Origin of the sequence: Kineosporia corallincola (genome assembly GCF_018499875.1) — a bacterium.
Taxonomy (GTDB): domain Bacteria; phylum Actinomycetota; class Actinomycetes; order Actinomycetales; family Kineosporiaceae; genus Kineosporia; species Kineosporia corallincola.
This window is the reverse complement of sequence record NZ_JAHBAY010000003.1, coordinates 74,534-95,823: the sequence shown is the minus strand read 5'-3', so window position 1 is coordinate 95,823 and position 21,290 is coordinate 74,534. Positions and strand designations below refer to the sequence as shown.

Annotated in this window: 21 protein-coding genes and 1 pseudogene; 14 read left to right on the top strand and 8 right to left on the bottom strand. The window is 71.1% G+C overall.

Annotated features, from left to right (window positions below; translation table 11 throughout):
• Positions 1-6 precede the first annotated feature (6 nt).
• Positions 7-681 (top strand): GntR family transcriptional regulator, encoded by a 675-nt coding sequence (locus KIH74_RS38425; protein ID WP_214155099.1) that lies wholly within the window; start codon positions 7-9, stop codon positions 679-681.
• 4 nt (positions 682-685) lie between these two features.
• Positions 686-1,939 carry an MFS transporter gene (locus KIH74_RS07635; protein ID WP_214155098.1) on the top strand — a complete coding sequence of 418 codons (1,254 nt, stop codon included), beginning with the start codon at positions 686-688 and terminating at the stop codon, positions 1,937-1,939.
• A gap of 45 nt (positions 1,940-1,984) precedes the next feature.
• Here the strand turns inward: KIH74_RS07635 and KIH74_RS07630 are convergent, their stop codons facing one another.
• Together KIH74_RS07630 and KIH74_RS07625 are read right to left on the bottom strand one after the other, a co-directional pair.
• A complete protein-coding gene (locus tag KIH74_RS07630; RefSeq protein ID WP_214155097.1) occupies positions 1,985-3,127 on the bottom strand; it encodes a glycerol dehydrogenase in 1,143 nt (380 codons plus the stop codon).
• A gap of 138 nt (positions 3,128-3,265) precedes the next feature.
• Positions 3,266-3,949 carry an IclR family transcriptional regulator gene (locus tag KIH74_RS07625; RefSeq protein ID WP_214155096.1) on the bottom strand — a complete coding sequence of 228 codons (684 nt, stop codon included), beginning with the start codon at positions 3,947-3,949 and terminating at the stop codon, positions 3,266-3,268.
• A 171-nt stretch (positions 3,950-4,120) separates the two neighbouring features.
• On the opposite strand from KIH74_RS07625, the gene KIH74_RS07620 reads away from it, so the two are divergent.
• Positions 4,121-4,816 (top strand): GOLPH3/VPS74 family protein, encoded by a 696-nt coding sequence (locus tag KIH74_RS07620; RefSeq protein ID WP_214155095.1) that lies wholly within the window; start codon positions 4,121-4,123, stop codon positions 4,814-4,816.
• An 11-nt stretch (positions 4,817-4,827) separates the two neighbouring features.
• Here the strand turns inward: KIH74_RS07620 and KIH74_RS07615 are convergent, their stop codons facing one another.
• Positions 4,828-5,445 (bottom strand): GntR family transcriptional regulator, encoded by a 618-nt coding sequence (locus tag KIH74_RS07615; RefSeq protein WP_214155094.1) that lies wholly within the window; start codon positions 5,443-5,445, stop codon positions 4,828-4,830.
• 277 nt (positions 5,446-5,722) lie between these two features.
• Between KIH74_RS07615 and KIH74_RS07610 the strand changes: the two genes are divergently transcribed.
• The 6 genes and pseudogenes from KIH74_RS07610 to KIH74_RS07590 all read left to right on the top strand — a co-directional run bounded on the left by KIH74_RS07610 (position 5,723) and on the right by KIH74_RS07590 (position 13,614).
• The gene (locus KIH74_RS07610; protein ID WP_214155093.1) at positions 5,723-7,843 is read left to right on the top strand and encodes a transglycosylase domain-containing protein; all 2,121 of its coding nucleotides are present in this window, start codon (positions 5,723-5,725) and stop codon (positions 7,841-7,843) included.
• Positions 7,844-7,942: 99 nt separating this feature from the next.
• Positions 7,943-8,080: pseudogene (locus KIH74_RS39160) on the top strand (TetR family transcriptional regulator); the annotation flags it as partial.
• 594 nt (positions 8,081-8,674) lie between these two features.
• Entirely contained in the window at positions 8,675-9,412 is a 738-nt protein-coding gene (locus tag KIH74_RS39155; RefSeq protein ID WP_372492020.1) for a GTP pyrophosphokinase, read from the top strand.
• A gap of 113 nt (positions 9,413-9,525) precedes the next feature.
• The gene (locus tag KIH74_RS07600; protein ID WP_214155091.1) at positions 9,526-10,161 is read left to right on the top strand and encodes a TetR/AcrR family transcriptional regulator; all 636 of its coding nucleotides are present in this window, start codon (positions 9,526-9,528) and stop codon (positions 10,159-10,161) included.
• A gap of 11 nt (positions 10,162-10,172) precedes the next feature.
• Positions 10,173-13,247, top strand: coding sequence for an efflux RND transporter permease subunit (locus tag KIH74_RS07595; protein ID WP_214155090.1), 3,075 nt, complete (start codon positions 10,173-10,175; stop codon positions 13,245-13,247).
• Between the two features lie 61 nt (positions 13,248-13,308).
• Positions 13,309-13,614, top strand: a complete 306-nt coding sequence (locus KIH74_RS07590; protein WP_214155089.1) for a GntR family transcriptional regulator — start codon at positions 13,309-13,311, stop codon at positions 13,612-13,614.
• On the opposite strand, the gene KIH74_RS07585 is transcribed toward KIH74_RS07590, so the two are convergent.
• Positions 13,607-14,188, bottom strand: coding sequence for a TetR/AcrR family transcriptional regulator (locus KIH74_RS07585; protein WP_214155088.1), 582 nt, complete (start codon positions 14,186-14,188; stop codon positions 13,607-13,609). The two genes, KIH74_RS07590 and KIH74_RS07585, sit on opposite strands and share 8 nt — an antisense overlap.
• A gap of 98 nt (positions 14,189-14,286) precedes the next feature.
• Here KIH74_RS07585 and KIH74_RS07580 point away from each other — a divergent pair, with 98 nt between their 5' ends.
• Positions 14,287-14,673, top strand: a complete 387-nt coding sequence (locus tag KIH74_RS07580; RefSeq protein WP_308113637.1) for a DUF1304 domain-containing protein — start codon at positions 14,287-14,289, stop codon at positions 14,671-14,673.
• Here the strand turns inward: KIH74_RS07580 and KIH74_RS07575 are convergent.
• Positions 14,645-15,343 (bottom strand): pyridoxamine 5'-phosphate oxidase family protein, encoded by a 699-nt coding sequence (locus tag KIH74_RS07575; protein ID WP_214155087.1) that lies wholly within the window; start codon positions 15,341-15,343, stop codon positions 14,645-14,647. The two genes, KIH74_RS07580 and KIH74_RS07575, sit on opposite strands and share 29 nt — an antisense overlap.
• Positions 15,344-15,426: 83 nt before the next feature.
• On the opposite strand from KIH74_RS07575, the gene pdxR reads away from it, so the two are divergent.
• Positions 15,427-16,956 (top strand): MocR-like pyridoxine biosynthesis transcription factor PdxR, encoded by a 1,530-nt coding sequence (pdxR, locus tag KIH74_RS07570; RefSeq protein WP_214155086.1) that lies wholly within the window; start codon positions 15,427-15,429, stop codon positions 16,954-16,956.
• Between the two features lie 430 nt (positions 16,957-17,386).
• Here pdxR and KIH74_RS07565 read toward each other — a convergent pair whose 3' ends face one another.
• A complete protein-coding gene (locus tag KIH74_RS07565; RefSeq protein ID WP_214155085.1) occupies positions 17,387-17,689 on the bottom strand; it encodes a CBU_0592 family membrane protein in 303 nt (100 codons plus the stop codon).
• A gap of 125 nt (positions 17,690-17,814) precedes the next feature.
• Here KIH74_RS07565 and KIH74_RS07560 point away from each other — a divergent pair, with 125 nt between their 5' ends.
• Positions 17,815-18,750, top strand: coding sequence for a LysR family transcriptional regulator (locus KIH74_RS07560; protein WP_214155084.1), 936 nt, complete (start codon positions 17,815-17,817; stop codon positions 18,748-18,750).
• Between the two features lie 15 nt (positions 18,751-18,765).
• On the opposite strand, the gene KIH74_RS07555 is transcribed toward KIH74_RS07560, so the two are convergent.
• Both KIH74_RS07555 and KIH74_RS07550 read right to left on the bottom strand, forming a co-directional pair.
• On the bottom strand, positions 18,766-19,275 hold the full coding sequence (locus KIH74_RS07555; RefSeq protein WP_214155083.1) for a GNAT family N-acetyltransferase: 510 nt from the start codon (positions 19,273-19,275) through the stop codon (positions 18,766-18,768).
• Between the two features lie 15 nt (positions 19,276-19,290).
• The gene (locus KIH74_RS07550; protein ID WP_372492019.1) at positions 19,291-19,854 is read right to left on the bottom strand and encodes a helix-turn-helix domain-containing protein; all 564 of its coding nucleotides are present in this window, start codon (positions 19,852-19,854) and stop codon (positions 19,291-19,293) included.
• A 32-nt stretch (positions 19,855-19,886) separates the two neighbouring features.
• On the opposite strand from KIH74_RS07550, the gene KIH74_RS07545 reads away from it, so the two are divergent.
• Together KIH74_RS07545 and KIH74_RS07540 are read left to right on the top strand one after the other, a co-directional pair.
• Positions 19,887-20,732, top strand: coding sequence for an EamA family transporter (locus KIH74_RS07545; protein ID WP_214155081.1), 846 nt, complete (start codon positions 19,887-19,889; stop codon positions 20,730-20,732).
• A gap of 81 nt (positions 20,733-20,813) precedes the next feature.
• Positions 20,814-21,278, top strand: a complete 465-nt coding sequence (locus KIH74_RS07540; protein WP_214155080.1) for an Lrp/AsnC family transcriptional regulator — start codon at positions 20,814-20,816, stop codon at positions 21,276-21,278.
• Positions 21,279-21,290: the final 12 nt, after the last annotated feature.

Genomic DNA, 21,290 nt, shown 5'->3' with positions numbered 1-21,290 from the left:
GCGGCGGTGACCTCTTCCGTCCCCGCCGCCCAGCAGGTGTACACCCAGGTCAGGGCGCAGATCCTGAACGGTGACCTGCGGGCGGGCCTGCTGCTCAGCGAGGTCGACACCGCCTCCCGGCTGGGGGTCAGCCGCACTCCGGTGCACGAGGCGTTCCTCAGGCTGGAGGCCGAGGACTTCCTCGAACTGCTGCCGCGCAAGGGTGCGGTGGTGGTGCCGGTGCCGCCCGCCCAGGCCGAAGACATCCTGGAGGTGCGGCACGCCCTGGAGGTGGCCGCCGTGCGCCGCCTGGCCCGCTCGGCCCCGGCCCGGCAGGCCTTCACCCACGCGGTGCGCGACGTGCTGGCCGAGCAGGACCGCTGTGCCCGCGACGGCGACCTGCCCGGCTTCGCCGCCGCCGACGAGTCGTTCCACCGAACGATCATCGAGTCTTCCGGAAATGCCTTGTCCGCCAGGATGTACGGCACCATGACCGACCGGCAGCGGCGGATGACGATCGGGGCGGTCGGGGGCCGGCTGGAGTGGCTGGCCACCCTGGCCGACGAGCACCGCAGCCTGTGCGAGCAGGTCGCCGCGGGAGACGCCGAGGCCTTCGGCCAGGCCCTGCTGGCCCATCTGGCCGGCACGCACAACGTGGTGCTCGGGCTGGCTCCGGAACCGCAACCCGCACCACGAAAGTGATCCCGTGACGACGACCCTGACCAGCCCGCGCCCGCAGACCCTCAGCCACACCGCCTGGCGCCGCGTGGCCGCGGCCATGTTCGTGATCGGCTGGGGCGGAAACCAGTTCACCCCGCTGCTGATGGTCTACCGCGACCACGACGGGTATTCACAGGTGGACGTCGACGTCTTCCTCGGTGCCTACGTGGTGGGCCTGATCCCGGGGCTGCTGATCGCCTCCGCCCTGTCCGACCAGCGCGGTCGGCGTCCGGTGATGATCGGCGGCCTGGTCTGCTCGGTGCTCGGAAGTCTGCTGCTGGCAGCGGGTTCCGGGCTCGGCTACCCGGGAATCTTCGCCGGCCGGGCGTTCGGCGGCGCGGCCGTCGGGGTGGCGATGGCCGTGGGCAGCGCCTGGGTCACCGAGCTCTCCGCCGCCGACCCCACCCTGTCCCCGGGCGCCGGAGCCCGCCGGGCCACCCTCTGGCTGACCGCCGGTCTGGCCCTCGGCCCGGCCTCGGCCGGGCTGCTGGCCCAGTTCGCCCGCCCGGCCCTGCTGTGGCCGTTCGCCGTGCACGTCGTGCTCTGCCTGCCCGCGACCGCGGCTCTGCTCACGGCCCACAACGCCGAAACCGTGCGCCCTGCCGGGGATGTTCGGGACGCCGGGACCGGTGGCCTGCTGCGCCGGTTGCGGGTGCCCGCCGCCGGTCACCGCCGCTTCCTGCATGTCGTGATGCCCATGGCACCCTGGATCTTCGGCTCCGCCGGCATCGCCTACGCCATCGTGCCGCAGCTGGTCGACGGTGCGCTCGGCGACCGGGCGCTGCTGTTCACGGCCGCCCTCACCGTGGCCACGCTCGGCACCGGCGTGCTGGTGCAGCCGATCGCCCGCCGCCTCGACCACGTCTCCACCGCCCGCGCCGTGGTGGTGTCGATGCTGGTGATGACCGCCGGTGTGGTGATGGCCGCGGTCACCGCCGCGGCCGGGTCGCCGTGGCTGGCCGTCCCGGTCGCCCTGCTGCTCGGCGCCGCCTACGGAATCGCCGTGGTGTCAGGACTTCTGGAGGTTCAGCGGATCGCCGGACCGGACGAGCTGGCCGGCCTGACCGGCGTCTACTACGCCCTGGCCTACGTCGGGTTCCTGCTGCCCGCCGCCCTGGCCTGGCTGAGCACCTGGTTCGGTTACCCGCTGATGCTCGCGGTGGTGGCGGCGGTCTGCCTGCTCTGCACCGTGGTCACGGCCAGCGGCTGGGCCCGGCACCTGCCCTCACGGGCGGAGTGAGAAAGGGCGTCCCGCCCGGGAACCCGGCGCGGGACGCCCGAGAACTCAGTGCCCGGCGACGTACTTCACCGGCTCCGGCAGGCCGTGCTCGGCCCGCACCCGCCGCGACAGTCCCTCGATCGCCACCAGGGCGTCCACCACCTGGTCGGCGGTCACCGGGAACGGCAGGTTGTGGATCGTCTCGCCCTCCACGGTAGCGGCCTCGGCCACGGCCCGAAGCTCCGTGAGATCGCCCGTGGTCAGGCCGATCTCGGTGAGTGTGTTGGGCAGGCCCACCTTGGTGGTGAACACGATGAACGCCTCGATCTCGTCGGTCGGGGCGCCCTCCAGCACCAGCTGGGTGACCGAGCCGATGTTCACCTTCTCGCCGTGGGTCAGGCCGTGTGTCTGCGGGGCGGCCGTGAGGCCGTTGTGGATGGCGTGCGCGGCGGCCAGGCCGCCGGACTCGAAGCCCAGGCCGGACAGCAGGGTGTTGGCCTCCACGACCGCCTCCAGTGCGGGCGTGACCACCTTCGCGCGCACCGCGTCCAGGGCCGGAAGGGCGTTCTCCCACAGGATGTCCCACGACAGCTCGGCCAGCGCGGTGCCGGCCAGGGTGGGACGGCCGCCGGCCATCGCGGTGCCGGTGCCGCGGCGGGTGGCGCGGGCCTCGATCCAGGTGGCCAGCGCGTCGCCGATGCCGCCGATCAGGAACCGGGCCGGGGCCCCGGCGACCAGCTGGGTGTCGATCAGCACCAGGTCGGGGTTGCGCGGGAAGAAGCGGTACTCGATGAACTCGCCATCCTCGGTGTAGATCACCGACAGGGCGGAGGTGGGGGCGTCCGACGAGGCGGCGGTGGGCACGCTGGCCCAGCGCACACCGGCCAGGTGACCGGCGGCCTTGGCGGCGTCGATCGCCGAGCCGCCGCCCAGCCCCACGATCACGTCGTGGCCGCCGGAGCGGATCGTGTCGACCAGTCCGTCGACCGAGGCAGGCGTGGCGAAACGGCCGAAACCGACGCGGGTGACGGCCAGGCCGGCCGTGGTGAAGCCCTCGGTGAGGGTGGATTCGACCAGGCCCCAGACGATGTCGTCGGCCACCAGCAGCGGCGTGGTGCCGAGGCCCTTCAGGTGGCTTCCGAGCTCGGCGATCGCGTTCTTGCCCTGCACGTAGCGGGACGGGCTGGCCAGCACAGATACCGACGTCATCGGGTTCCTCGTCTTTCTCGCCGGAAACGGCACCCGATTCGGGGCACCGTTCGACAGTTCAATAATGTGGAACGTATCCCTCGTTGCATACAGATTAATTCTGAAATGCGAGACGTCGGTACCGACTTCCGGCCCTCGTCACCCGGGCAGGAGGACCCCTCGGGCCTGTCGCCCGATCTCGCTCAGCCGGGCTTTCGGCAGACGGCTGGTGGGCCCGGCGATGCCGACCGCGGCGCCCCCGCCGAGGGCCACCGCGACCCCTGAGACGCCCGGGTAGAATTCGTGGTTGACGGCGAAACCGCGCTGGCCGCAGCGTGACACGGCCTCGGCGTGCTGGGCCCAGCCGTCCGGGTCGGCCTGCTCGATGCGCCCGGCCAGCTCGCCGTCGGCCGCCAGCAGCGCATGACCGACGGCGGTGCCCAGCAGCGGCGCGCGCTCACCGGCCGAGACGGTCAGGTGCAGCGGCTCGCGCGACTGCACGGCGTCGGCGCACAGGTACTCCGGCCCGGCCGCGAAGGCCAGGTAGCTGGTCTCGCCGGTCTGCCGGGTGAGCAGTTCGAGCAGGGGCCGCACCCGGGCCCGCAGTGCCTGCTCGGCCTCGACCTGTGGTCGCACCAGCCCGGCCAGCCGGCCGGTGAGCCGGTAGGGCGCGCCGCGGTCGGACTGCCGCACATAACCCAGCTGCTCCAGCGAGGCCAGCAGGTTGTGGGTGGTGCTGCGGTTCAGGCCCTGCCGGTCGGCCAGCTCGCTGAGCCGCACGCCGTCGGGGTGGGCCGCGATGTGCTCCAGCAGCCCGAGTACGCGCTGAACGGACTGGATCATCCCCGGCCTCCCGGTGGGTTCCGTGATGTTGAACTCTATCAAGGGGCATTGTGGCCTTATTCAGTATCATCGGTGCTTTATGGACGACGTCAGCCGTGCCCGCCTCGCGCGGGCCCGGTGCCGAGCCGATGATGGGCCCACGGGCTGTCACGTCGCCGGGAGGGGACAACAATGACCGGGCAGATGCTGCTGGTGGAAGACCTGATGCTGCTCATCCTCGACGACCGGAAGGGGACGGCCGCCGGTTACAACGCCGTGCAGTACATGCTGGGCGGCGGTCTGCTGGTGGAACTGGCCATGCTCGAGCGGGTGACGCAGGAGGGCGAGAAGACGCTGCTGAGCCGGCCGTACATCGTGGCGACGGGGGAGGGGCCGTTGCCCGACCCGCTGCTCCAGCAGGCCTGGGACACGATCGCCGAGAAGCCGCGTGGTGCGCAGTCGATGCTGGCCCGCATCGGCAAGGGGCTGCACAAGACGGTGGCCGCCCGGCTGGTCGACCGTGGCCTGGTGCGGGAGGAGAAGCGGCAGTGGCTCGGGGTGTTCCCGCAGACCACGCACCCGGCCGCCGACCCGGCGCGGGAAGCCGCGGTGCGGCGGGAGATCCGGGCGGTGCTGGCCGACGGCGCGCAGCCGGACCCGCGCACGGCGGCACTGATCGCCCTGCTGTCGGCCGGTGGGGTGCTGAAGGCGTCGCTGCGTGACATGGATCCGCCGCTGAGGTGGTCGGGCGACATCCGCCGCCGGGGCAAGGAGATCCAGGACGGCGACTGGGGAGCCCAGGCGGTCAGCGACGCGGTCAAGGCCGCCGCCGCGGCGATCGCCGCCTCCACCGCCGCGGTCTCGGCCGCCGCCGCGGTGTCCGGCTGACCTCCGGCTGGTCAGCCGCGGATGTGCCGCCGCAGTGCGGTCAGGGCTCCGCGCAGGTCGGGGACCCGCAGCAGCTCAAGGATCTCGATGTGCTCGTCGATGACGGCCGCGATGTGTGCCCGGTCGAGGAAGTCGTCCATGCGCACCGCCCGCAACCGCTGGTTGACCGGCACCAGTGCGGCCGTCAGCTGCGGGTTTCCGGAGGCCAGCAGCAGGTTCTCGTGAAACCGCTCGTCCTGGAGCACGAATGACGGGCCGGGCGGTGGGGGAGCCTCACGCAGCCCCCGCCAGTGCCCCAGCTCCTCCTCCACCAGCGCGGCGTCGAACGCGGGCCGGGCGCCGTCGAGGTGGCGCAGGATGCCGCGCAGTTCCAGGGTGAGCCGCAGTTCGTGCAGGTCGTTGGTCTCGTCCGACGACAGCACCGTCACCGCGAAGCCGTCGTCGGTGCGCTCGAGCAGCCCCTCGGACAGCAGGCGGGCCGCGGCCTCGCGCACCGGCGTGCGGGAGACCAGGTACCGGCGGGCGAGTTTCGCCTCGCTGATCTGCTCGCGCGGCGACAGCCGGCCGCTCAGGATGTCGTCGCGCAGCCACTGGTACACCCGCTCACGCAGAGGAGCGGTGGCCACCATGCCCTCAGAATGCCACGACGGCCGGGCCACGGAGCGCGGAACGACTCGCACCGCCCCGTCACCGGGTATGACCTGACGCAGTTCCGGCAAGCCTTTCGGGTGAAGGGGTTTCGCCCTCCGGTTACCTTGAGGGATCATCGGAGCACTGAGTGTAACCGTTGTCGGGCGCGGTTTTTCGTGCACAGGGAGCGGTACTAGTTTTGTCTCCATGTCTGCTGCACGGCCGTCCCGAAATCCCCTGGGGTTGATCGGCGCCTTCCTTCTGATGAGTGTGGTAATGGGATTGCTGGCGGCAGGCCTCGCGGTTCCCGCGATCGGTGCCTCCGGCCAGGTCTCCAACACGGCCGTCGAGGCGTTCAACAGTCTTCCCAGTGAGCTGGAAGACACCGAAATGGCTGCGAACACCACGGTGCTCGCGGCGGACGGCTCGACGATCGCGACCTTCTACGACGAGAACCGGGTGCCGGTCGACCTGGACCAGATCTCGCCGTTCATGCAGAACGCGATCGTGGCGATCGAGGACGAGCGGTTCTACGAGCACGGCGGCGTGGACCCCAAGGGCCTGATCCGGGCGCTGGTGAAGAACGAGGTGAGCGGCGGTGTCTCGCAGGGTGCCTCCACGCTGACTCAGCAGCTGGTGAAGAACACCCTGAAGGAGGCCGCGTACCTGGCCGGTGACGACGAGGCCTACCAGGCGGCGCAGGAGCAGACGGAAGAGCGCAAGATCAAGGAGATCCGGCTGGCGGCCGCGCTCGAGAAGAAGATGACCAAGAAGGAGATCCTTCAGAACTACCTGAACATCGCCTGGTTCGGTGGTCAGGTGAACGGGGTGCAGGCGGCGGCGAAGTACTACTTCGGCACCACCGCCGCCAAGCTCACGCTGCCGCAGGCGGCGATGCTGGCCGGCATGGTGCAGTCGCCGACGATGTACGACATCTCCGACAAGGACAAGATCGAGGCCGCCACCGAGCGCCGCGACACCGTGATCAAGAAGATGTACGCGCAGGGCATGATCGACGAGGAGACTCGCGACAAGGCCCTCGACAGCAAGATCAAGACCAAGATCACGCCCACCTACCAGGGCTGCGCGAACGCCGGCACCAGCGCCTACTTCTGCGACTACGTGTACAACCTGATCGTGAAGGGCGACGGCTTCACCTCGCTGGGCAAGACCGCCGAGGACCGCGCGAACGCGATCAAGCGTGGCGGCTACACGATCAAGACCACGCTGGACAAGAAGATCCTCAAGGCGGCCTGGAAGGCCACCACCGAGGCGATCCCGGCCGACGACCCGAGCCGGGTGGCCACCGCCTCGGTCACCGTGCAGCCGGGCACCGGCAAGGTGCTGTCGATGATCCAGGACAAGTACTACAGCGTGGACAAGGGCAGCGAGAACACCACGATCAACTACTCCACCGACTACCAGTACGGCGGCTCGTCCGGGTTCCTCACCGGCTCCACGTTCAAGCCGGTGGTGCTGGCCACCTGGCTGAAATCGGGAAAGACGCTGAACAGCACGGTGAACGGCTCGCCCGGCGCGCTGGCGGTCAGCTCGTTCAAGAGCTGCGGCTCGTCGATCCGGTCCACCGAGACCTGGAACTTCTCCAACGCCGGTGACGGCGACAGTGAGAGCGGCAACATGACGGCCTGGGACGCCACGGCGAACTCGGTCAACGGTGCCTACATCCGCATGGAGAACCAGCTCGATCTGTGTGACGTGAAGAAGACCGCCGAGGCCCTGGGCATGCACCTGGCGGCGCCGATCGCCAGCCAGTGCGCCGACGAGGACGGCAAGACCACCACCGAGATCCCGGACTGCATCCCGTCGATCGTGCTCGGTGTGGCCAACCAGTCCCCGCTGACCATGGCCAACGCCTACGCCACCTTCGCCGCCAGTGGCAAGTACTGCGAGCCGATCGTGGTCACCTCGATCAAGGACCGTGACGGCAAGTCGCTCGACATCCCGAAGAAGAGCTGCAAGCAGACCCTCGACGCCGACGTGGCCAACGCCGCCACCCTGGGCCTGAGCCGGGCGCTGATCAACGGCACCGCCGCCTCGACCGGCCCGCTGGCCAGTGGCCAGAAGGCCTCCGGCAAGACCGGTACCACCAATAACTCGCAGGACACCTGGTTCGTCGGCTACACCCCGCAGTTGGCCACCTCGGTCTGGGTCGGCCCGGAGACGGTCAACGGCACCCGCAAGACGATGCAGGGCGTCTCGATCAACGGCCGCTACTACAGCAACGTCTACGGCGGCACGCTGGCGGCACCGATCTGGAAGAAGATCATGACCTCGGCCCTGGAGGGCACGAAGATCGAGTCCTTCCCGCAGGCCCCCTCCAGCCTGATCGGCGCCACCGCGGCGCCGGCGGCCGATGCGGACGACGACGACCAGTAAGAGCCTCAGAACGAGGGACGACGGGGAGCGCGGTCGGGCTCCCCGTCGTCCTTTGTTGTGACGGTGTTCTGACGACGGTGACTACGCTGGAGTCGGGAGATGTGGTGGTCGGAGGTCATGGAAGTGGAAGGCACGCCGGTGCCCGCTGACGACGGGGCGCTGACGGCCGCCGCCGAGCGGCTCTTCGCCGAGTACGGGCTGCGGGCGGTCACCGCGCGGCAGATCGCCGAGGCGGCCGGGTTGGCCGAGGCGGACGGCGATGTCGCGGAAACGGCTGTAGCCCAGCTCTTCGGGGGGATCGACGGGCTGGTGCGGGTGATCGTGGCGCGGCACGCGACGGGCGTCGCGAAGGTGCGTGCCGGGCTGGCCGCCGAGGGCCCCGACGAACTGCACGCCTGGATCTCGGCCGAGGTCCGCTCGGTCACCGGCTATCTGTCCGGGCTGTCCGAGGCGGGCCGGCCCTCCTGGTACGGGCGGTTCCTGGCCCAGGTGCTGGCCGACCCGGTGCTGGGTGGTGCCGGGCTGGGTCCTGCCGTGGAGACCTCCGCCGGGCCGAGAGTCGCGTTGCCGGAGGAGGTGCTGGCCTCCCGGCTGGCGATGACCCGGCACCTGATCGTGCAGACCGTGGCCGACCGGGAGCGGGAGCTGGCGGCGCAGGAGCAGGGTGGCGTCCCGACCGATACTCGTCCCGGCGCCGGCTGCACCACCGACACCGGCCACGGCGCCCGTCCCGACCCCTGGGCCCGCACGGCCGACGCCCTGGTCGACGCCGTGACCGCGATCTGGTTCGCCCCGGCCGATCACGGTCGCGGATTCCCGCCCCCACCGGCCATGATCGAGTTCGCCCGGGGCATGCAGCGCGACTTCAACCGGTTCGTGATGGAGTACCGCTTCGCGGTGGACGAGGTGCTGACCAAGGTCACCATCCTGCGGGAGGAGTTCCTGCACCTCCAGCGGTACAACCCGATCGAGCACGTGTCGTCGCGGGTGAAGACGCCGGAGAGCATCCTGCGCAAGGTGGTGCGCAAGCAGTGCGAGCCCACCCTGCCCGCGATCCGCCGCAACATCACCGACATCGCCGGCATCCGGATCACGTGCAGCTTCATCGCCGACACCTACCGGCTGCTGGAGGCCCTGACCTCGCAGAGCGACGTGCGGGTGGTCGAGATCAAGGACTACATCGCGCATCCCAAACCCAACGGCTACAAGAGCCTGCACGCGATCATCGAGATCCCGGTGTTCCTGTCCACCGGGCCGGTGCCGGTCATCGTCGAGGTGCAGATCCGCACCATCGCCATGGACTTCTGGGCCAGCCTGGAACACAAGATCTTCTACAAGTACGACGGAGAGGTGCCCGGGCACCTGGTGCGCGAGCTGACCGAGGCGGCCGGCACGGCGGGGGAGATGGACCGCCGCATGGAACAGCTGCACACGCACATCCGCGGCCCGGTGCACGAGAACGACGCGGCTTCCGGCACGGTCGCGGGCATCGACGAGAAACTGCTGCGCCAGCTCTGGGAACTGCTGCCCGGAAAAGACTCTCAGGATCCGCGGGACCGGCTCCGGTAGGCCTCCGGCCTCGGCGCGGCGCGCGGTGGCGCTGCGAGGAGATCGTCCTCGACTGAACGCTTCACATCCTGCAAACTTGCACTCTGTGCAACGTCGCGCCTAGGGTCTGCTGTGTGTCCCCTGTCAACCCCGGGCCGGGGCTGCGTGAGCGCCGAAAACGCGCGACCCGTGAGGCTTTGACCCAGGCAGCCCTGACCCTGGCCGCGGGGCACGGGCTGGAGCACGTCACCGTCGAGGCGATCAGCGAGGCCGCGGGCGTGTCGCCGCGCACGTTCTTTAACTACTTCGCCACCAAGGAAGACGCCGTGGTGGGCGACGCGGGCGAGGGCATGGCCCGGGTCTGCCACCACGTGCGCACGCTGCCCGCCGAGCTGTCCGCGCTCGCCGCGCTGCGCACGGCCCTCACCCGTGAACTCGTCGAGACCCCGCACGAGCAGGCCACTTTCACCCTGCGGATGGCGGTGCTGGAACAGTCGCCGTCGCTGTACCCGCGGATCATGGCGAGCACCGAGTCGGCCATGCGGGAGCTCACCCAGGCGATCGCCGACCGGGTGGGTGTGGACGCCGGCCATCCGTTTCCCTGTCTGCTCGCCGTGGTCGCCGGCTCGGCGTTCCGGGCCACCCTGATGAAGTGGCACACCGCCGGGGGCACCGCCGATCCGGCCGCACTGCTGACCGAGACGTTCGAGCTGCTCGCAGCCGGGCTCCCCGATCCGAAACCCGACCCGAATCTCGCCCCGAAACCGTAGAGAGAGAACGCATGTCAGCCCTGACCCGGCTCAGCCTGGCCAACCGCGCGCTGGTCCTGCTGGTGTCCCTGGCCATCATCGGGTTCGGCCTCCTGGCCGTCCCCTCGCTCAAGCAGCAGCTGCTGCCCTCTCTGGAGATCCCGGCGGCGGTCGTCACCGCCACCTACCCCGGCGCGGCGCCCGACACCGTCGAGACCCAGCTGGTCGAGCCGCTCGAAGAGGCCGTGCGCGGCGTCGAGGGCGTGACCGGCGTGGTGTCCACCGCCGCCGAGGGTTTCGCCACCGTGCAGGTCGAGCTGGAGTACGGCACCGACATCGACCAGGCCAGTAACCGCATGCAGACGGCGCTGGGCCGGATCGGCTCGCAGCTGCCGGACGGCGCCGACCCGCAGGTGCTGGCCGGCAGCACCGACGACCTGCTGCCCGCGGTGCTGCTGTCCGCCGCCGACGGTTCCGGCGACACCAGTGCCCTGGCCAGCAGGCTGGAGCAGCAGGTGCTGCCGGAGCTCGGCCAGATCGACGGGGTGCGCGCGGCCGACCTGACCGGTGCGCCGGAGAAGCAGATCGTGGTCACCCCGGACGCGGCGAAGATGGCCGCGGCCGGGGTGGACACCCAGGCACTCAGCGCCGCGCTGGAGAGCGCCGGCACCGCGATCCCGGCCGGCACGGTCACCGACGGCACGCAGTCGCTGACCGTCCAGACGGGTGGCGCCGTCAGCACTCTCGACGATCTGCGCGATCTCTACGTCGGGTCGGCGAAGCTGGACTCGATCGCCACGGTCGAGTCGGTCACCGTGCCGCCCACCTCGATCACCCGGACCGACGGCCAGGCCAGCCTGGGCATCTCGGTCACCATGACGCCGGACGGCAACGCGGTCGACATCTCGCACGCGATCGAGGACCGGGTGGGCGACTGGCAGGCCGCGCTCGGCCCGGACGCCCACCTGGTGACCGTGTTCGACCAGGCGCCGTTCATCGAGCAGTCGATCGAGTCGCTGGCCACCGAGGGGCTGCTCGGCCTGGTCATGGCCGTGGTGGTGATCCTGGTGTTCCTCACCTCGATCCGCTCCACACTGGTCACCGCCGTGTCGATCCCGCTGTCGGTGCTGATCGCGCTGATCGTGATGTGGGCCGACGGGATCTCGCTGAACGTGCTGTCGCTCGGCGGCCTGACGATCGCGATCGGCCGGGTGGTCGACGACTCGATCGTGGTGCTGGAGAACATCAAACGCCACCTCGGCTACGGCGAGGAGAAGAGCCGGGCGATCTTCGGGGCGGTGCGTGAGGTGGCCGGTGCGATCACCGCCTCGACCATCACCACGGTGGCCGTGTTCCTGCCGCTCAGCCTGGTCGGCGGGCTGGTGGGCGAGCTGTTCCGGCCGTTCGGCATCACCGTGACCGTGGCCCTGCTGGCCTCGCTGCTGGTGGCGCTGACCATCGTGCCGGTACTGGCCTACTGGTTCCTGCGGCAGCCCACCGAGCAGGCGCAGGCACAGGCCGAGCAGGTGCGGGCCGCGGCCGAGCAGAAGGAACGCGACAGCCGTCTGCACCGGATCTACGTGCCGGTGATCCGTTTCGCGGTGCGCCGGCGCTGGACCACGGTGGCGCTGTCGCTGGTGGTCCTGGTGGCCACGATCGCGATGACCCCGCTGCTGAAGACCAACTTCATCGACCAGTCCGGGCAGAACACACTGAGCATCACCCAGACCCTGCCGGTCGGCACCGGCCTGGCCGCCACCGACGCCGCGGCGCAGAAGGTGGAGAGCGTGCTCAGCGAGGAGCCCGACCTGGAGTCCTACCAGGTGACCACCGGTGGCGGGGCCTTCCCCGGTCTGGTGGGCAGCAGCAACGGTGCGTCGTTCTCGCTGACGGTCGACGAGGACGCCGACATCGAGGAGGTGCAGACCCGGCTGGAGAACGAGGTGGGCGAGCTCTCCGACGTCGGCGACGTGGTCGTGACCGGCGGTGCGCAGGCCGGTTTCGGCTCCGGCATCGAGGTGCAGGTGCAGGCCGGCGACCAGGAGACGCTCACCGCGGCGTCCGAGCAGGTGCGGGCAGCGGTGGCCGAGGTGGACATGCTGAAGGACGTCACCAGCGACCTGTCCGAGCAGATCCCGCGCGTCGAGGTGGACGTGAAGCCGGAGAAGGCAGCCGGTTTCGGGCTCAGCGAGTCCGCCGTGGCGGGTCTGGTGGCGAACGCGTTCCGCGGCACCGCGGCCGGCGACGTGACCGTGGACGGCAGCCGCCAGGACATCGTGATCAGCGGCGGCGCGCAGGCCCCGGCCACGGTGGCCGAGGTGAAGGCGATCCAGATCCCGACCGGCGACGGCCCGAAGAAGCTGTCGCAGCTCGCCGACGTGCGCACGGTGGACGGCCCGGTGCAGGTCAGCCGGATCGACGGCGCCCGTAGCGCGACGGTCAGCGGCACTCCGGTGAACCCCGACGACCTGGGCGCCGCCACCACGCAGGTGAACGAGAAGCTGGACGCGCTCGACCTGCCGGCCGGCGCGAGCTATCAGCTGGGTGGGGCCTCGGCCGACCAGAGCGAGGCGTTCGGTCAGCTCGGCCTGGCGCTGCTGGCCGCCGTCGTCATCGTGTTCGTGGTCATGGTGGCCACGTTCAAGAGCCTGGTGCAGCCGCTGGTGCTGCTGGTCTCGATCCCGTTCGCGGCCACCGGCGCGATCCTCCTGCTGGTGCTGACGAACACCCCGCTGGGCGTCGCGGCCCTGATCGGCATGCTGATGCTGGTCGGCATCGTGGTGACCAACGCGATCGTGCTGATCGACCTGGTCAACCAGTACCGGCGCGACGGCATGCCGCTGGCCGAGGCGGTGGTCGAGGGTGGCCGGCACCGGCTGCGCCCGATCCTGATGACGGCCCTGGCCACGATCTTCGCCCTGCTGCCGATGGCGGTGGGCCTGACCGGGCACGACGGGTTCATCTCGCAGCCGCTGGCCGTGGTGGTGATCGGCGGCCTGATCAGTGCCACCCTGCTCACCCTGGTGCTGGTGCCGAGCCTGTACACGCTGGTGGAGGGTCGCAAGGAGCGCCGTTCCGGGCCGGTTCGGGTTAGCCCGCAAGGGTGAGTCCTGTCCCTTCCGTCCCGTCGATGAAGAGAAAACCCGCGATGTGCTGAATTATGGGAGCGTGCCCATCTCTCCCTACCGCCACATCGCCGACGAGATCGTGGCGCGCATCGTGGCCGGTCACCATCGGCCGGGCACGCTGCTGCCGAGCCCGGGCGACCTGGAGCACCAGGGCTACCCGATCGGTGCCGCGCGCGACGCCCTGCGCTGGCTCGTGCGGCACGGCTGGGCCGAGGCACGCCCGGGCACCGGGTATCACGTCACCGACGACCCGCCGGTGGCCGAGCTCGACTGGGCGGCCATGGAACTGCTGGCGGAGGAGCACGTGCAGCGTTATCGCAGGGGGCCGGGCGGGCCCGTCAGCTGACGGGCTCCCACCCGGCCACCTCGCGGGCCAGGGCATCGGCCAGGCCCGCGGCCAGGGCCGGGTCGAGTCGCGAGGTGACCATCAGGCCGATCTGGCCGGCGGTCAGCAGCTCGGCCCGGTGCTCCGGATCGGCCACCCGCACCCGGCGGGCCACGGCCAGGAAGGCCGTGCGCACCCGGTCCCGGTAGTCGCGCACCAGCCCGGCCGCCGCCGCGTCCAGGTCGTTCAGGTCGGTGGCGGTGTTCAGCAGTAGGCAGCCACGCCGGGCCAGCCGGTCCGGGGCGGTGCGGAACAACTCGGCGAGGTCCGAGAAATACCGCACCAGAACGTCTTTCCCGGCATCGCCGGTCTCCAGCGGGGCGATCCGCGGCCCGATCACCAGGTCGAGGTAGTTCTGCGCGCAACGGCCGAACAGGTCGCGCTTGCTGCCGTAGGTCTCGTACAGGCTGGACTTGCTCAGGCCGGTCGCCGCCTGCAACTGCGCGAGTGACGTGGAGCCGTAACCGCGCTCCCAGAACACGTCCCGCGCCGCGGTCACCGCCGTCAGGTCGTCGAACCCCTTGCCGCGCGCCATCGTCGTCCTCTAGCTCTTTGACTTTTCGAACCGATCGGTCCAGCATAGCCATCCGGACCGATCGGTTCGAAATTGTGGACGACGAAAAGAGGCGGACAGTGCTCGTCCTGGGTGCGGTGACCGGCGTCGCGGCGGTGCTCTTCCACGTGGGGGCATTCGTGATGGAGAGCTTGCTCTGGACCCGCCCGGCGGTGTTCGGGCGCTTCGGCATCGGGTCCGCGGCGGAGGCCGAGACGATCCGCCCGATGGCCTACAACCAGGGCTTCTACAACCTGGCGCTGGCCGTCGGTGTGGCGGTCGGTCTGGTGCTGCTGACCCGTGACGGCGATGCCCTGGTGGTGGGCCGCACACTGGTCGTGTTCGGCAGCGCCTGCATGGCCCTGGCCGGCCTGGTGCTGGCCACCACCGGCCGGAACTACCTGCGCCCGGCCGTGTTCCAGTTCATCCCGGCCGCGCTCACCGTGCTGCTGGTGGCACTGGGCTGAGCTCGGCGCCGAGCTCAGCACCGGCCGCTGCGCGGATGTGGGCGGGCACGGTGATCCCCTCCGCCAGCCGCGGGTCCGGTTCCACGTCCTGGCGCACCTGGGCCACCGGCACCACCCCGGCCCACACCGGCAGGTCGTAGTCCGCGTCGTCGTCCACCGGCGCACCGGAGCGGGCCTTCACCGATGCCTCCTCCAGCGACAGCGCGAGCACGATGGTGGCCGCCAGCTCCTTGGTGCTGGGCCGGCGGGCGTAGGCCCACTGGCCGGGCACCGCGTGGTCGACGATCGCGGTCAGCCCGGCCTCCCGCTCGGCCGGGTCGTCCACCCGCCGCACCTGGCCGTAGACCATGGCCGAGCGGTAGTTCATCGAGTGGTGGAACACCGACCGGGCCAGCACCAGCCCGTCCACCAGCGTCACCGTCACACACACCTCGCCGCCGGCCCGCAGCGACCGGGCGCCGGTCGAGCCGTGCAGATACAGCGTGTCGCCGATCCGCCCGTACGCCGTCGGCACCACCATCGGCGCACCGTCGACCACCACGCCGAGGTGGCAGACCAGCCCGGCGTCGAGCACGTCGTACAGGTCGGAACGGTCGGTGCGGGCGCGCTTCTTGCCCCGGTTCACGCGGGTGCGGTCGGTGGGGGAGAGCGGAGTGGTCGTGGAGTGCATGCCGGAAACCCTAGGAACCGGCGGCACAATGGCACATACCCACTAGCGCCTCGTTTTCACGTGACCACTTGGAGCCGGACCCCTTGCGTCAGCACGTCATGCCCCCGCTGGTGCTCGACCGGGCGGGAGGGTCGTCCCTGGCCGCCCAGCTGTACGAGCAGCTGCGCTCCGCACTCGACTCCGGCGCGCTGCGGCCCGGCGAGCGGATGCCCTCGTCGCGGGTGCTGGCCCAGCACCTGGCGGTGAGCCGGATCGTGGTCACCGACGTGTACCAGCGGCTCACCGCCGAGGGCCGGCTGGAAGGGCAGCACGGGTCGGGCACTTTCGTGGCGCGGCAGCCGGTGCCCGCCACGCCGGTCCGGCCCCAGCCCGAGGGTTCTCCCGAGCCGGAGGTCATCGACCTGCGCCCGGGCACACCGTGGGTGGCCGGTTACGACCAGGCGGCCTGGCGGCGGGCCTGGCGCGCGGCCGGCGACCTGCCCCCGGCCGCCCGCCCGGACCCCTACGGCGCCCCCGACCTGCGGGCCCATCTGGCCGAGCACCTGCGCCGCTCGCGCGCGGTGCCGGTGCGGGCCGAGCACCTGATGGTCACCCGCGGCACCGGTCACGGCCTCGACCTGCTGGTGGCCACCGTGCTGGAGCCGGGCGGACGGGTGGGCGTGGAGGACCCGGGCTACGCGAAGGCCCGCAACGTGCTGGCCGCGCGTGGCGCCCGGGTGGTGCCGGTACCGGTGGACGAGTACGGCGTGATCACCGACGCTCTGCCCGACGACCTGGCGCTGCTCTACACCACGCCGGCTCATCAGTACCCGCTCGGTGGGCGGTTGCCGCCGGCCCGGCGCCGGGCCCTGGCCGACTGGGCCAGGGACACCGGCGGACTGCTGGTGGAAGACGACTACGACGCCGAGTTCCGTTACGACGTGGCCCCTCTGCCCACGTTGTTCAGTCAGGCGCCGGAGCACGTGGTGCTGCTCGGCACGCTGTCCAAGTCGCTCAGCCCCGACCTGGGCCTGGGCTGGCTGATCGCCACGCCCGCCCTGCTGTCCCGGATCGCCGCCCGGCGGTACGAGCTGTCCGACCGGCCCCCGGGTGCGGTGCAGCGTGCCGTCGCCACCCTGATGGCCAACGGCGACATGGACCGCCACCTGCACCGCATGCGCCGGGAGTACGCCCGCCGCCGGGCCATGATCGTCGGGCTGCTGGGCGACCGGGTGCGTGGCGAGGCCGCCGGGCTGCACGTGATGGTCGAGCTGCCCGGCGAACTCGTCGACCAGGTGGTGACCCGGGCCGCCGGTCACGGCATCCTGCTGGACACCATCGAAAGGCACTACGCCGCCACACCCCTGAGCGGCGTGCCCCCGGTCGGATCTCCTCAGAGCGGCGCGCCTCGGGTCGGCCCTCCTCCGGGCAGGTCGCCGGTGAGCGGCCTTTCCTCGGTGAGCAGCCCTCCCTTGGTGAGCAGCCCTCCCTTGGTGAGCAGTCCCCCCTTGGCGGGCGGCCTTCCCATAGCCGGTGAACCCCGTCGGCACGGGCTGGTGATCGGTTACGGGGCGGCCGACCTGGACCAGATCGAGCGGGGCTGCCGGATCCTGCGCGACCTGATCCAGGGATAGCGGGGAGACGTCTTCAGCTTTGACACCGGCGAGAAGCCGATGATGGTGTCAAAAGCTGAAGACGTCTGCCGCTGGGCCGGGTCGGGCCGGGTGGGTTGGGGCAGGGCCGGGTTGGGCCGGGCCGAGCCGAAACGGGTTGGGCCGGGTCGAGTCGGGTTGGGCCGGGTTCGGCTCCGAGACCGAGCGGCACCGGGCGGGTGTCGAGCGGCGCCGGGCGGGTGTCGAGCGAGCGCCAGGTGGGTGTCGAGCGAGCGCCAGGTGGGTGTCGAGCGAGCGCCAGGTGGGTGTCGAGCGAGCGCCAGGTGGGTGTCGAGCGAGCGCCAGGCGGGTGTCGAGCGAGCGCCGGGCGGGTGTCGAGCGAGCGCCAGGCGGGTCGAGGCACCGGGCGGATCCGGCGGATTCCCGGCCGCCCGGGCCGAACGTGCCGGTTTCAGACCAGTTTGGGCTGGGCCGCTGGGCTGGAGGCCGGGCCGGCGCCGGTGCGCGGGCCGCGGGCCTGGTGGCGCTGGAGCAGCGTGGTCACCACGGCGTGGGTGCCGATCGCGGCCCACAGCAGGTTCGACACCGCGCTGGGCCAGGCGCCGTAGAGCGAGCTGCCGATCGCGCCGGCCGTGCCGCCGACGGCGTTGAGGAGGGAGTACCGCAGGGACGTCGCCGTCCAGCTGCCGCGGCTGAGGAGCAGGTAGGCGGCGAAAGTGCCGAAAGTACCCAGCCAGCCGAGCATTGCCGCCATCGGAGCAGCCTTCTTTCAATCGTGAGGGAGGGAACCGGACCGCCGGTTCCCGCGCATGATGATGAGGCCTGGCGGGCTTCAGAACAATTGCACTTCGCTGCATCCGAGGTTTAGCGTTTCTGAACATGAAGATCGACCCCCGCCGGCTGCGCTTCCTGCTGGCGATCGCCCGGGAGGGCGGGGTGCTGGCGGCGGCCGACGAGCTGGGTGTCACGCCGTCCGCCGTTTCCCAGCAGTTGGCCCGCCTGGAGTCCGAATCGGGTTGCGCACTGGTGATTCGCACGTCGCACGGCGTGCTGCTGACCGAGGCCGGTCAGGCCATGGTGGAGGCCGCCGAGGACATCGAGCGGGCGCTCAACCTGGTGCGCGCCAAGCTGCTCGAAGACGAGGTCGACCCGGTCGGCACGGTGCGGGTCGGCATCTTCCAGACGTTCCTGCGCGTGGTGTTCGCCCCGAATCTGCGCGAATGGCGTAATCGGCACCCCAGGCTGCGGTTCGAGGTGCGTGAGGACGACCAGGAGGAGCTGCTGCGGCAGCTGCGCTCCGGCGACCTGGACATGGTGGTGCTGGAACTCGACGCCCAGCAGGCGTCCCCGCGTCTGCCGAAGAACATGACCGAGACGCCGCTGCTCGACGAGCCCTGGCGGCTGGTGGTGCCGTCCGGGGCGCAGCAGGCGTCGGGGGAGCAGGTCGACGTGGTCGACATCGCCCGGCAGTCACTGCCCTGGCTCGGGCTGGACGCCTCGGCCGCGGGGGCCCAGGCCACCCACCGCGTGCGCCGGGCCCTGGGCGTCTCCGGCCCGATGGTGCACACCTATCAGGACATTCACACCGCCCTGGCCCTGGTGGCCGCCGGCGAGGGAGTGGCGCTGGTGCCCTCGCTGGCGCTGTTCGGCGTCTCCCACCCGGGGGTCAGCCCGCTGGAGATCCCCGGTCTGGGCACCCGCCGGATCGTGCTGCGCCGCTACGAGGGCCGCGCGGTGCCCGAGGCCCTCGACGTGGCGGCCAGCCTGATCCGCGAGGCCGCGGCCGCGGTCAGCCTGGAGGAGACGATCAGCTGACCGGCCCGCACCGGCTCAGGGCTGGGGCCGCTCGTCGAGCGTCAGCTGCATGAAGGTCAGGTCGAGCCAGCGGCCGAACTTGGTGCCGACCTGTGGCATCTGCCCGACGTGCCGGAAACCTAGCTGCTCGTGCAGTTTCACCGATCCGGTGTTGCCGGCCTCGATACCGGCCACCATCACGTGCTTGCCCAGCGCCCGGGCCCGGTCGATCAGCTCGGTCATCAGGGCCCGGCCGATGCCCCGGCCCTGCCGGTCGGTGCGCACGTAGACGGAGTGCTCCACGGTGTGCCGGTAACCGTCGAAGGCGCGCCAGTCGCCGAAGGTCGCGTAGCCCAGCACGGTCTCCTCGTCGTCCACCATGACCAGCACGGGATAGCCGGAGGTGTGCCGGTCGGCGAGCCAGGCCGACCGGTTCTCGACGTCCACAATTTTCTCGTTCCAGATGGCCGTGCTGTTCTTGACGGCGTCGTTGTAGATGGCGGTGATGCCGGCCAGGTCGCCGATGACGGCGTCGCGGATGTGCATGACGTTCTCCCTGCCCTAGCGGGCGCGCTTGTTCAGGACGACGAGGTAGCGGCACGGCTGCGTGCCCGGGTTGACGAAGGTGCAGTCGGCGGGGGTGCCCAGGTGGAGGCAGTCGCCGGGGTCGAGCTCGTGGGTCTGCGCGCCCTCGTGGAAGCGCAGGTGCCCGGCCAGCACCCAGATCTGCTGCTCGGCCAGGCGGAAGATCTCGGCCGGGTAGGTGACCCGCGCCCCGGCCGGCAGTTCGGCCTGCACCAGTTCGAGCGAGGAACCGGTGGACGGCGAGACGGCCCGCCGCTCGTAGCCGGTGGCCGGATCTTTCCAGACCGGCTGCGCGGCGTGCCGGGCGACGCGCTGCCCCTCACCCTCGGCACGGGCCACCAGCTCGGACAGCGTGACGCCCAGGGCCACGGCCAGCCGGGCCAGCAGCGCCGCGGTGGGCTGCACCTCGCCGCGCTCGATCTTGCCGATCATGGCCCGGGACACCCCGGAGGCCTCGGCCAGCGCGGTGACGCTGACGCCGCGACCGGTGCGGACCGTCTGCACGGCGTCGGCCAGGGCGGCCCCGAAACCGTCGGGCACTATCTGAGTCATCCGTGCTAACTATAGGAGTCATGACTGCTCGGGCGGTAGTACCGCGGTCCGTCGGGATCACCGCCCTGCTGGTGGCGATGGCCGCCTGGGCCGGCTTCGCGCTGAGTACCCGGGCGATCGGCACCTCGCACCTGTCCGTGCCCGAGGTGTGCGCCGTCCGCTACCTCACCCCGACCGTGCTGCTGGCGCCGTGGTGGCCGAGGGCCTGGCGCGAGGTCCGCGCCGCCGATCCACTCGCCTGCGCCCTGATCGCGGCCGGCGGCGGGGCCCCGTTCTTCGTGCTGACCGCGCTCGGGGCGAAACTGTCCAGCGCGGGCCACATCTCGATCGTCAACCTGGGCGCGGCCCCCGTGCTGCTGGGGTTGTTCGCCCGCGACCCGGCCCGGCTGCTGCGCCCGGGCCTGGCGGTGATCACGGTGGGCATCGCGCTGCTGGCGATCGGCACGCCGGGCGGTGGTGCCGGGGTGGCGGTGCTGCTGCTGTCGGCCACGCTCTGGACCCTCTACACCACGGCCCAGGCCCGGGTGTCGCTCTCGCCGCTGACCGTGGTGCTGCTGATGAGCGCACCGTCGACGGTGCTGTCGGCCCCCGCCCTGATCGGGCTGGACGCGCCCGGCGGCGAGATCGCCCTGTTCGTGGCGGCGCAGGGCATCGGCAGCGGCATCGTGTCCGCGGTCGCCTACGCCGTCGCGATCCGGGTGCTGGGCGTGCCGGCCACCACCCTGGCCTCGGCTCTCACCCCGGTGCTGGTGGCCGTGTTGTCGGCGCTGCTGTTCGGTGAGGTGCTCACCGTGATTGCCTGCGCCGGGCTGGTTCTCGTCAGCACCGGAGTGGCGGTGCAAGGGCTCGGACGTGCTCCTGCCTGACCTGCCCGACCTGTCTGGTGGGGCTCGGCGGACGACATCGAGATCGACCGCCCACCGAATGTCGTGCGTTAATTTCGCCCGATGGACGAACGAGACGTGGCCATCCTGACCGAGCTCCAGCGTGACGCCCGGCTGACCAACCGGCAGCTGGCGGCCCGGGTGGGCCTGGCGCCCTCCAGCACCCTGGTGCGCACCCGGGCGCTGGAGCGCTCGGGGGTGCTGGCCGGCTACCACGCCCGCGTCGACCTGGGCCGCATCGGGCGGGGCGTGCAGGCCATGATCGGATTCCAGGTGCGACCGCTGAGCCGTGACGTGATCAACGGTTTCAAGACCTTCGCCCTGGGCCAGCCCGAGGTGCTGTCGGTCTACGTGGTGGCCGGGGGCGACGATTTTCTGGTGCACGTGGCCGTGCCCAGCGTGGAGGCCATGCACGCGATGGTGATGGACCGCTTCAGCAGCCGTAAGGAGGTGATCGGCTTCCGCACCACGCTGCTCTACGAGCACACTCAGAACCCCGCGGTGCTCCCGGCCGATCAGGAGCCCTGAGCGGCCCTACGC

What these genes read in the sequence shown, in the direction of transcription:
- KIH74_RS07565 (WP_214155085.1), bottom strand. Translation starts at nt 17,689, where the DNA reads ATGGCGGCAATGCTCGGCTGGCTGGGTACTTTCGGCACTTTCGCCGCC.
- KIH74_RS39155 (WP_372492020.1), top strand. Translation starts at nt 8,675, where the DNA reads ATGATCGAGTTCGCCCGGGGCATGCAGCGCGACTTCAACCGGTTCGTG.
- KIH74_RS07595 (WP_214155090.1), top strand. Translation starts at nt 10,173, where the DNA reads ATGTCAGCCCTGACCCGGCTCAGCCTGGCCAACCGCGCGCTGGTCCTG.
- KIH74_RS07630 (WP_214155097.1), bottom strand. Translation starts at nt 3,127, where the DNA reads ATGACGTCGGTATCTGTGCTGGCCAGCCCGTCCCGCTACGTGCAGGGC.
- KIH74_RS07585 (WP_214155088.1), bottom strand. Translation starts at nt 14,188, where the DNA reads ATGGCGCGCGGCAAGGGGTTCGACGACCTGACGGCGGTGACCGCGGCG.
- KIH74_RS07545 (WP_214155081.1), top strand. Translation starts at nt 19,887, where the DNA reads ATGACTGCTCGGGCGGTAGTACCGCGGTCCGTCGGGATCACCGCCCTG.
- KIH74_RS07610 (WP_214155093.1), top strand. Translation starts at nt 5,723, where the DNA reads ATGGGATTGCTGGCGGCAGGCCTCGCGGTTCCCGCGATCGGTGCCTCC.
- KIH74_RS07560 (WP_214155084.1), top strand. Translation starts at nt 17,815, where the DNA reads ATGAAGATCGACCCCCGCCGGCTGCGCTTCCTGCTGGCGATCGCCCGG.
- KIH74_RS07625 (WP_214155096.1), bottom strand. Translation starts at nt 3,949, where the DNA reads ATGATCCAGTCCGTTCAGCGCGTACTCGGGCTGCTGGAGCACATCGCG.
- KIH74_RS07575 (WP_214155087.1), bottom strand. Translation starts at nt 15,343, where the DNA reads ATGCACTCCACGACCACTCCGCTCTCCCCCACCGACCGCACCCGCGTG.
- KIH74_RS07615 (WP_214155094.1), bottom strand. Translation starts at nt 5,445, where the DNA reads ATGGTGGCCACCGCTCCTCTGCGTGAGCGGGTGTACCAGTGGCTGCGC.
- KIH74_RS07555 (WP_214155083.1), bottom strand. Translation starts at nt 19,275, where the DNA reads ATGCACATCCGCGACGCCGTCATCGGCGACCTGGCCGGCATCACCGCC.
- KIH74_RS07540 (WP_214155080.1), top strand. Translation starts at nt 20,814, where the DNA reads ATGGACGAACGAGACGTGGCCATCCTGACCGAGCTCCAGCGTGACGCC.
- KIH74_RS07620 (WP_214155095.1), top strand. Translation starts at nt 4,121, where the DNA reads ATGACCGGGCAGATGCTGCTGGTGGAAGACCTGATGCTGCTCATCCTC.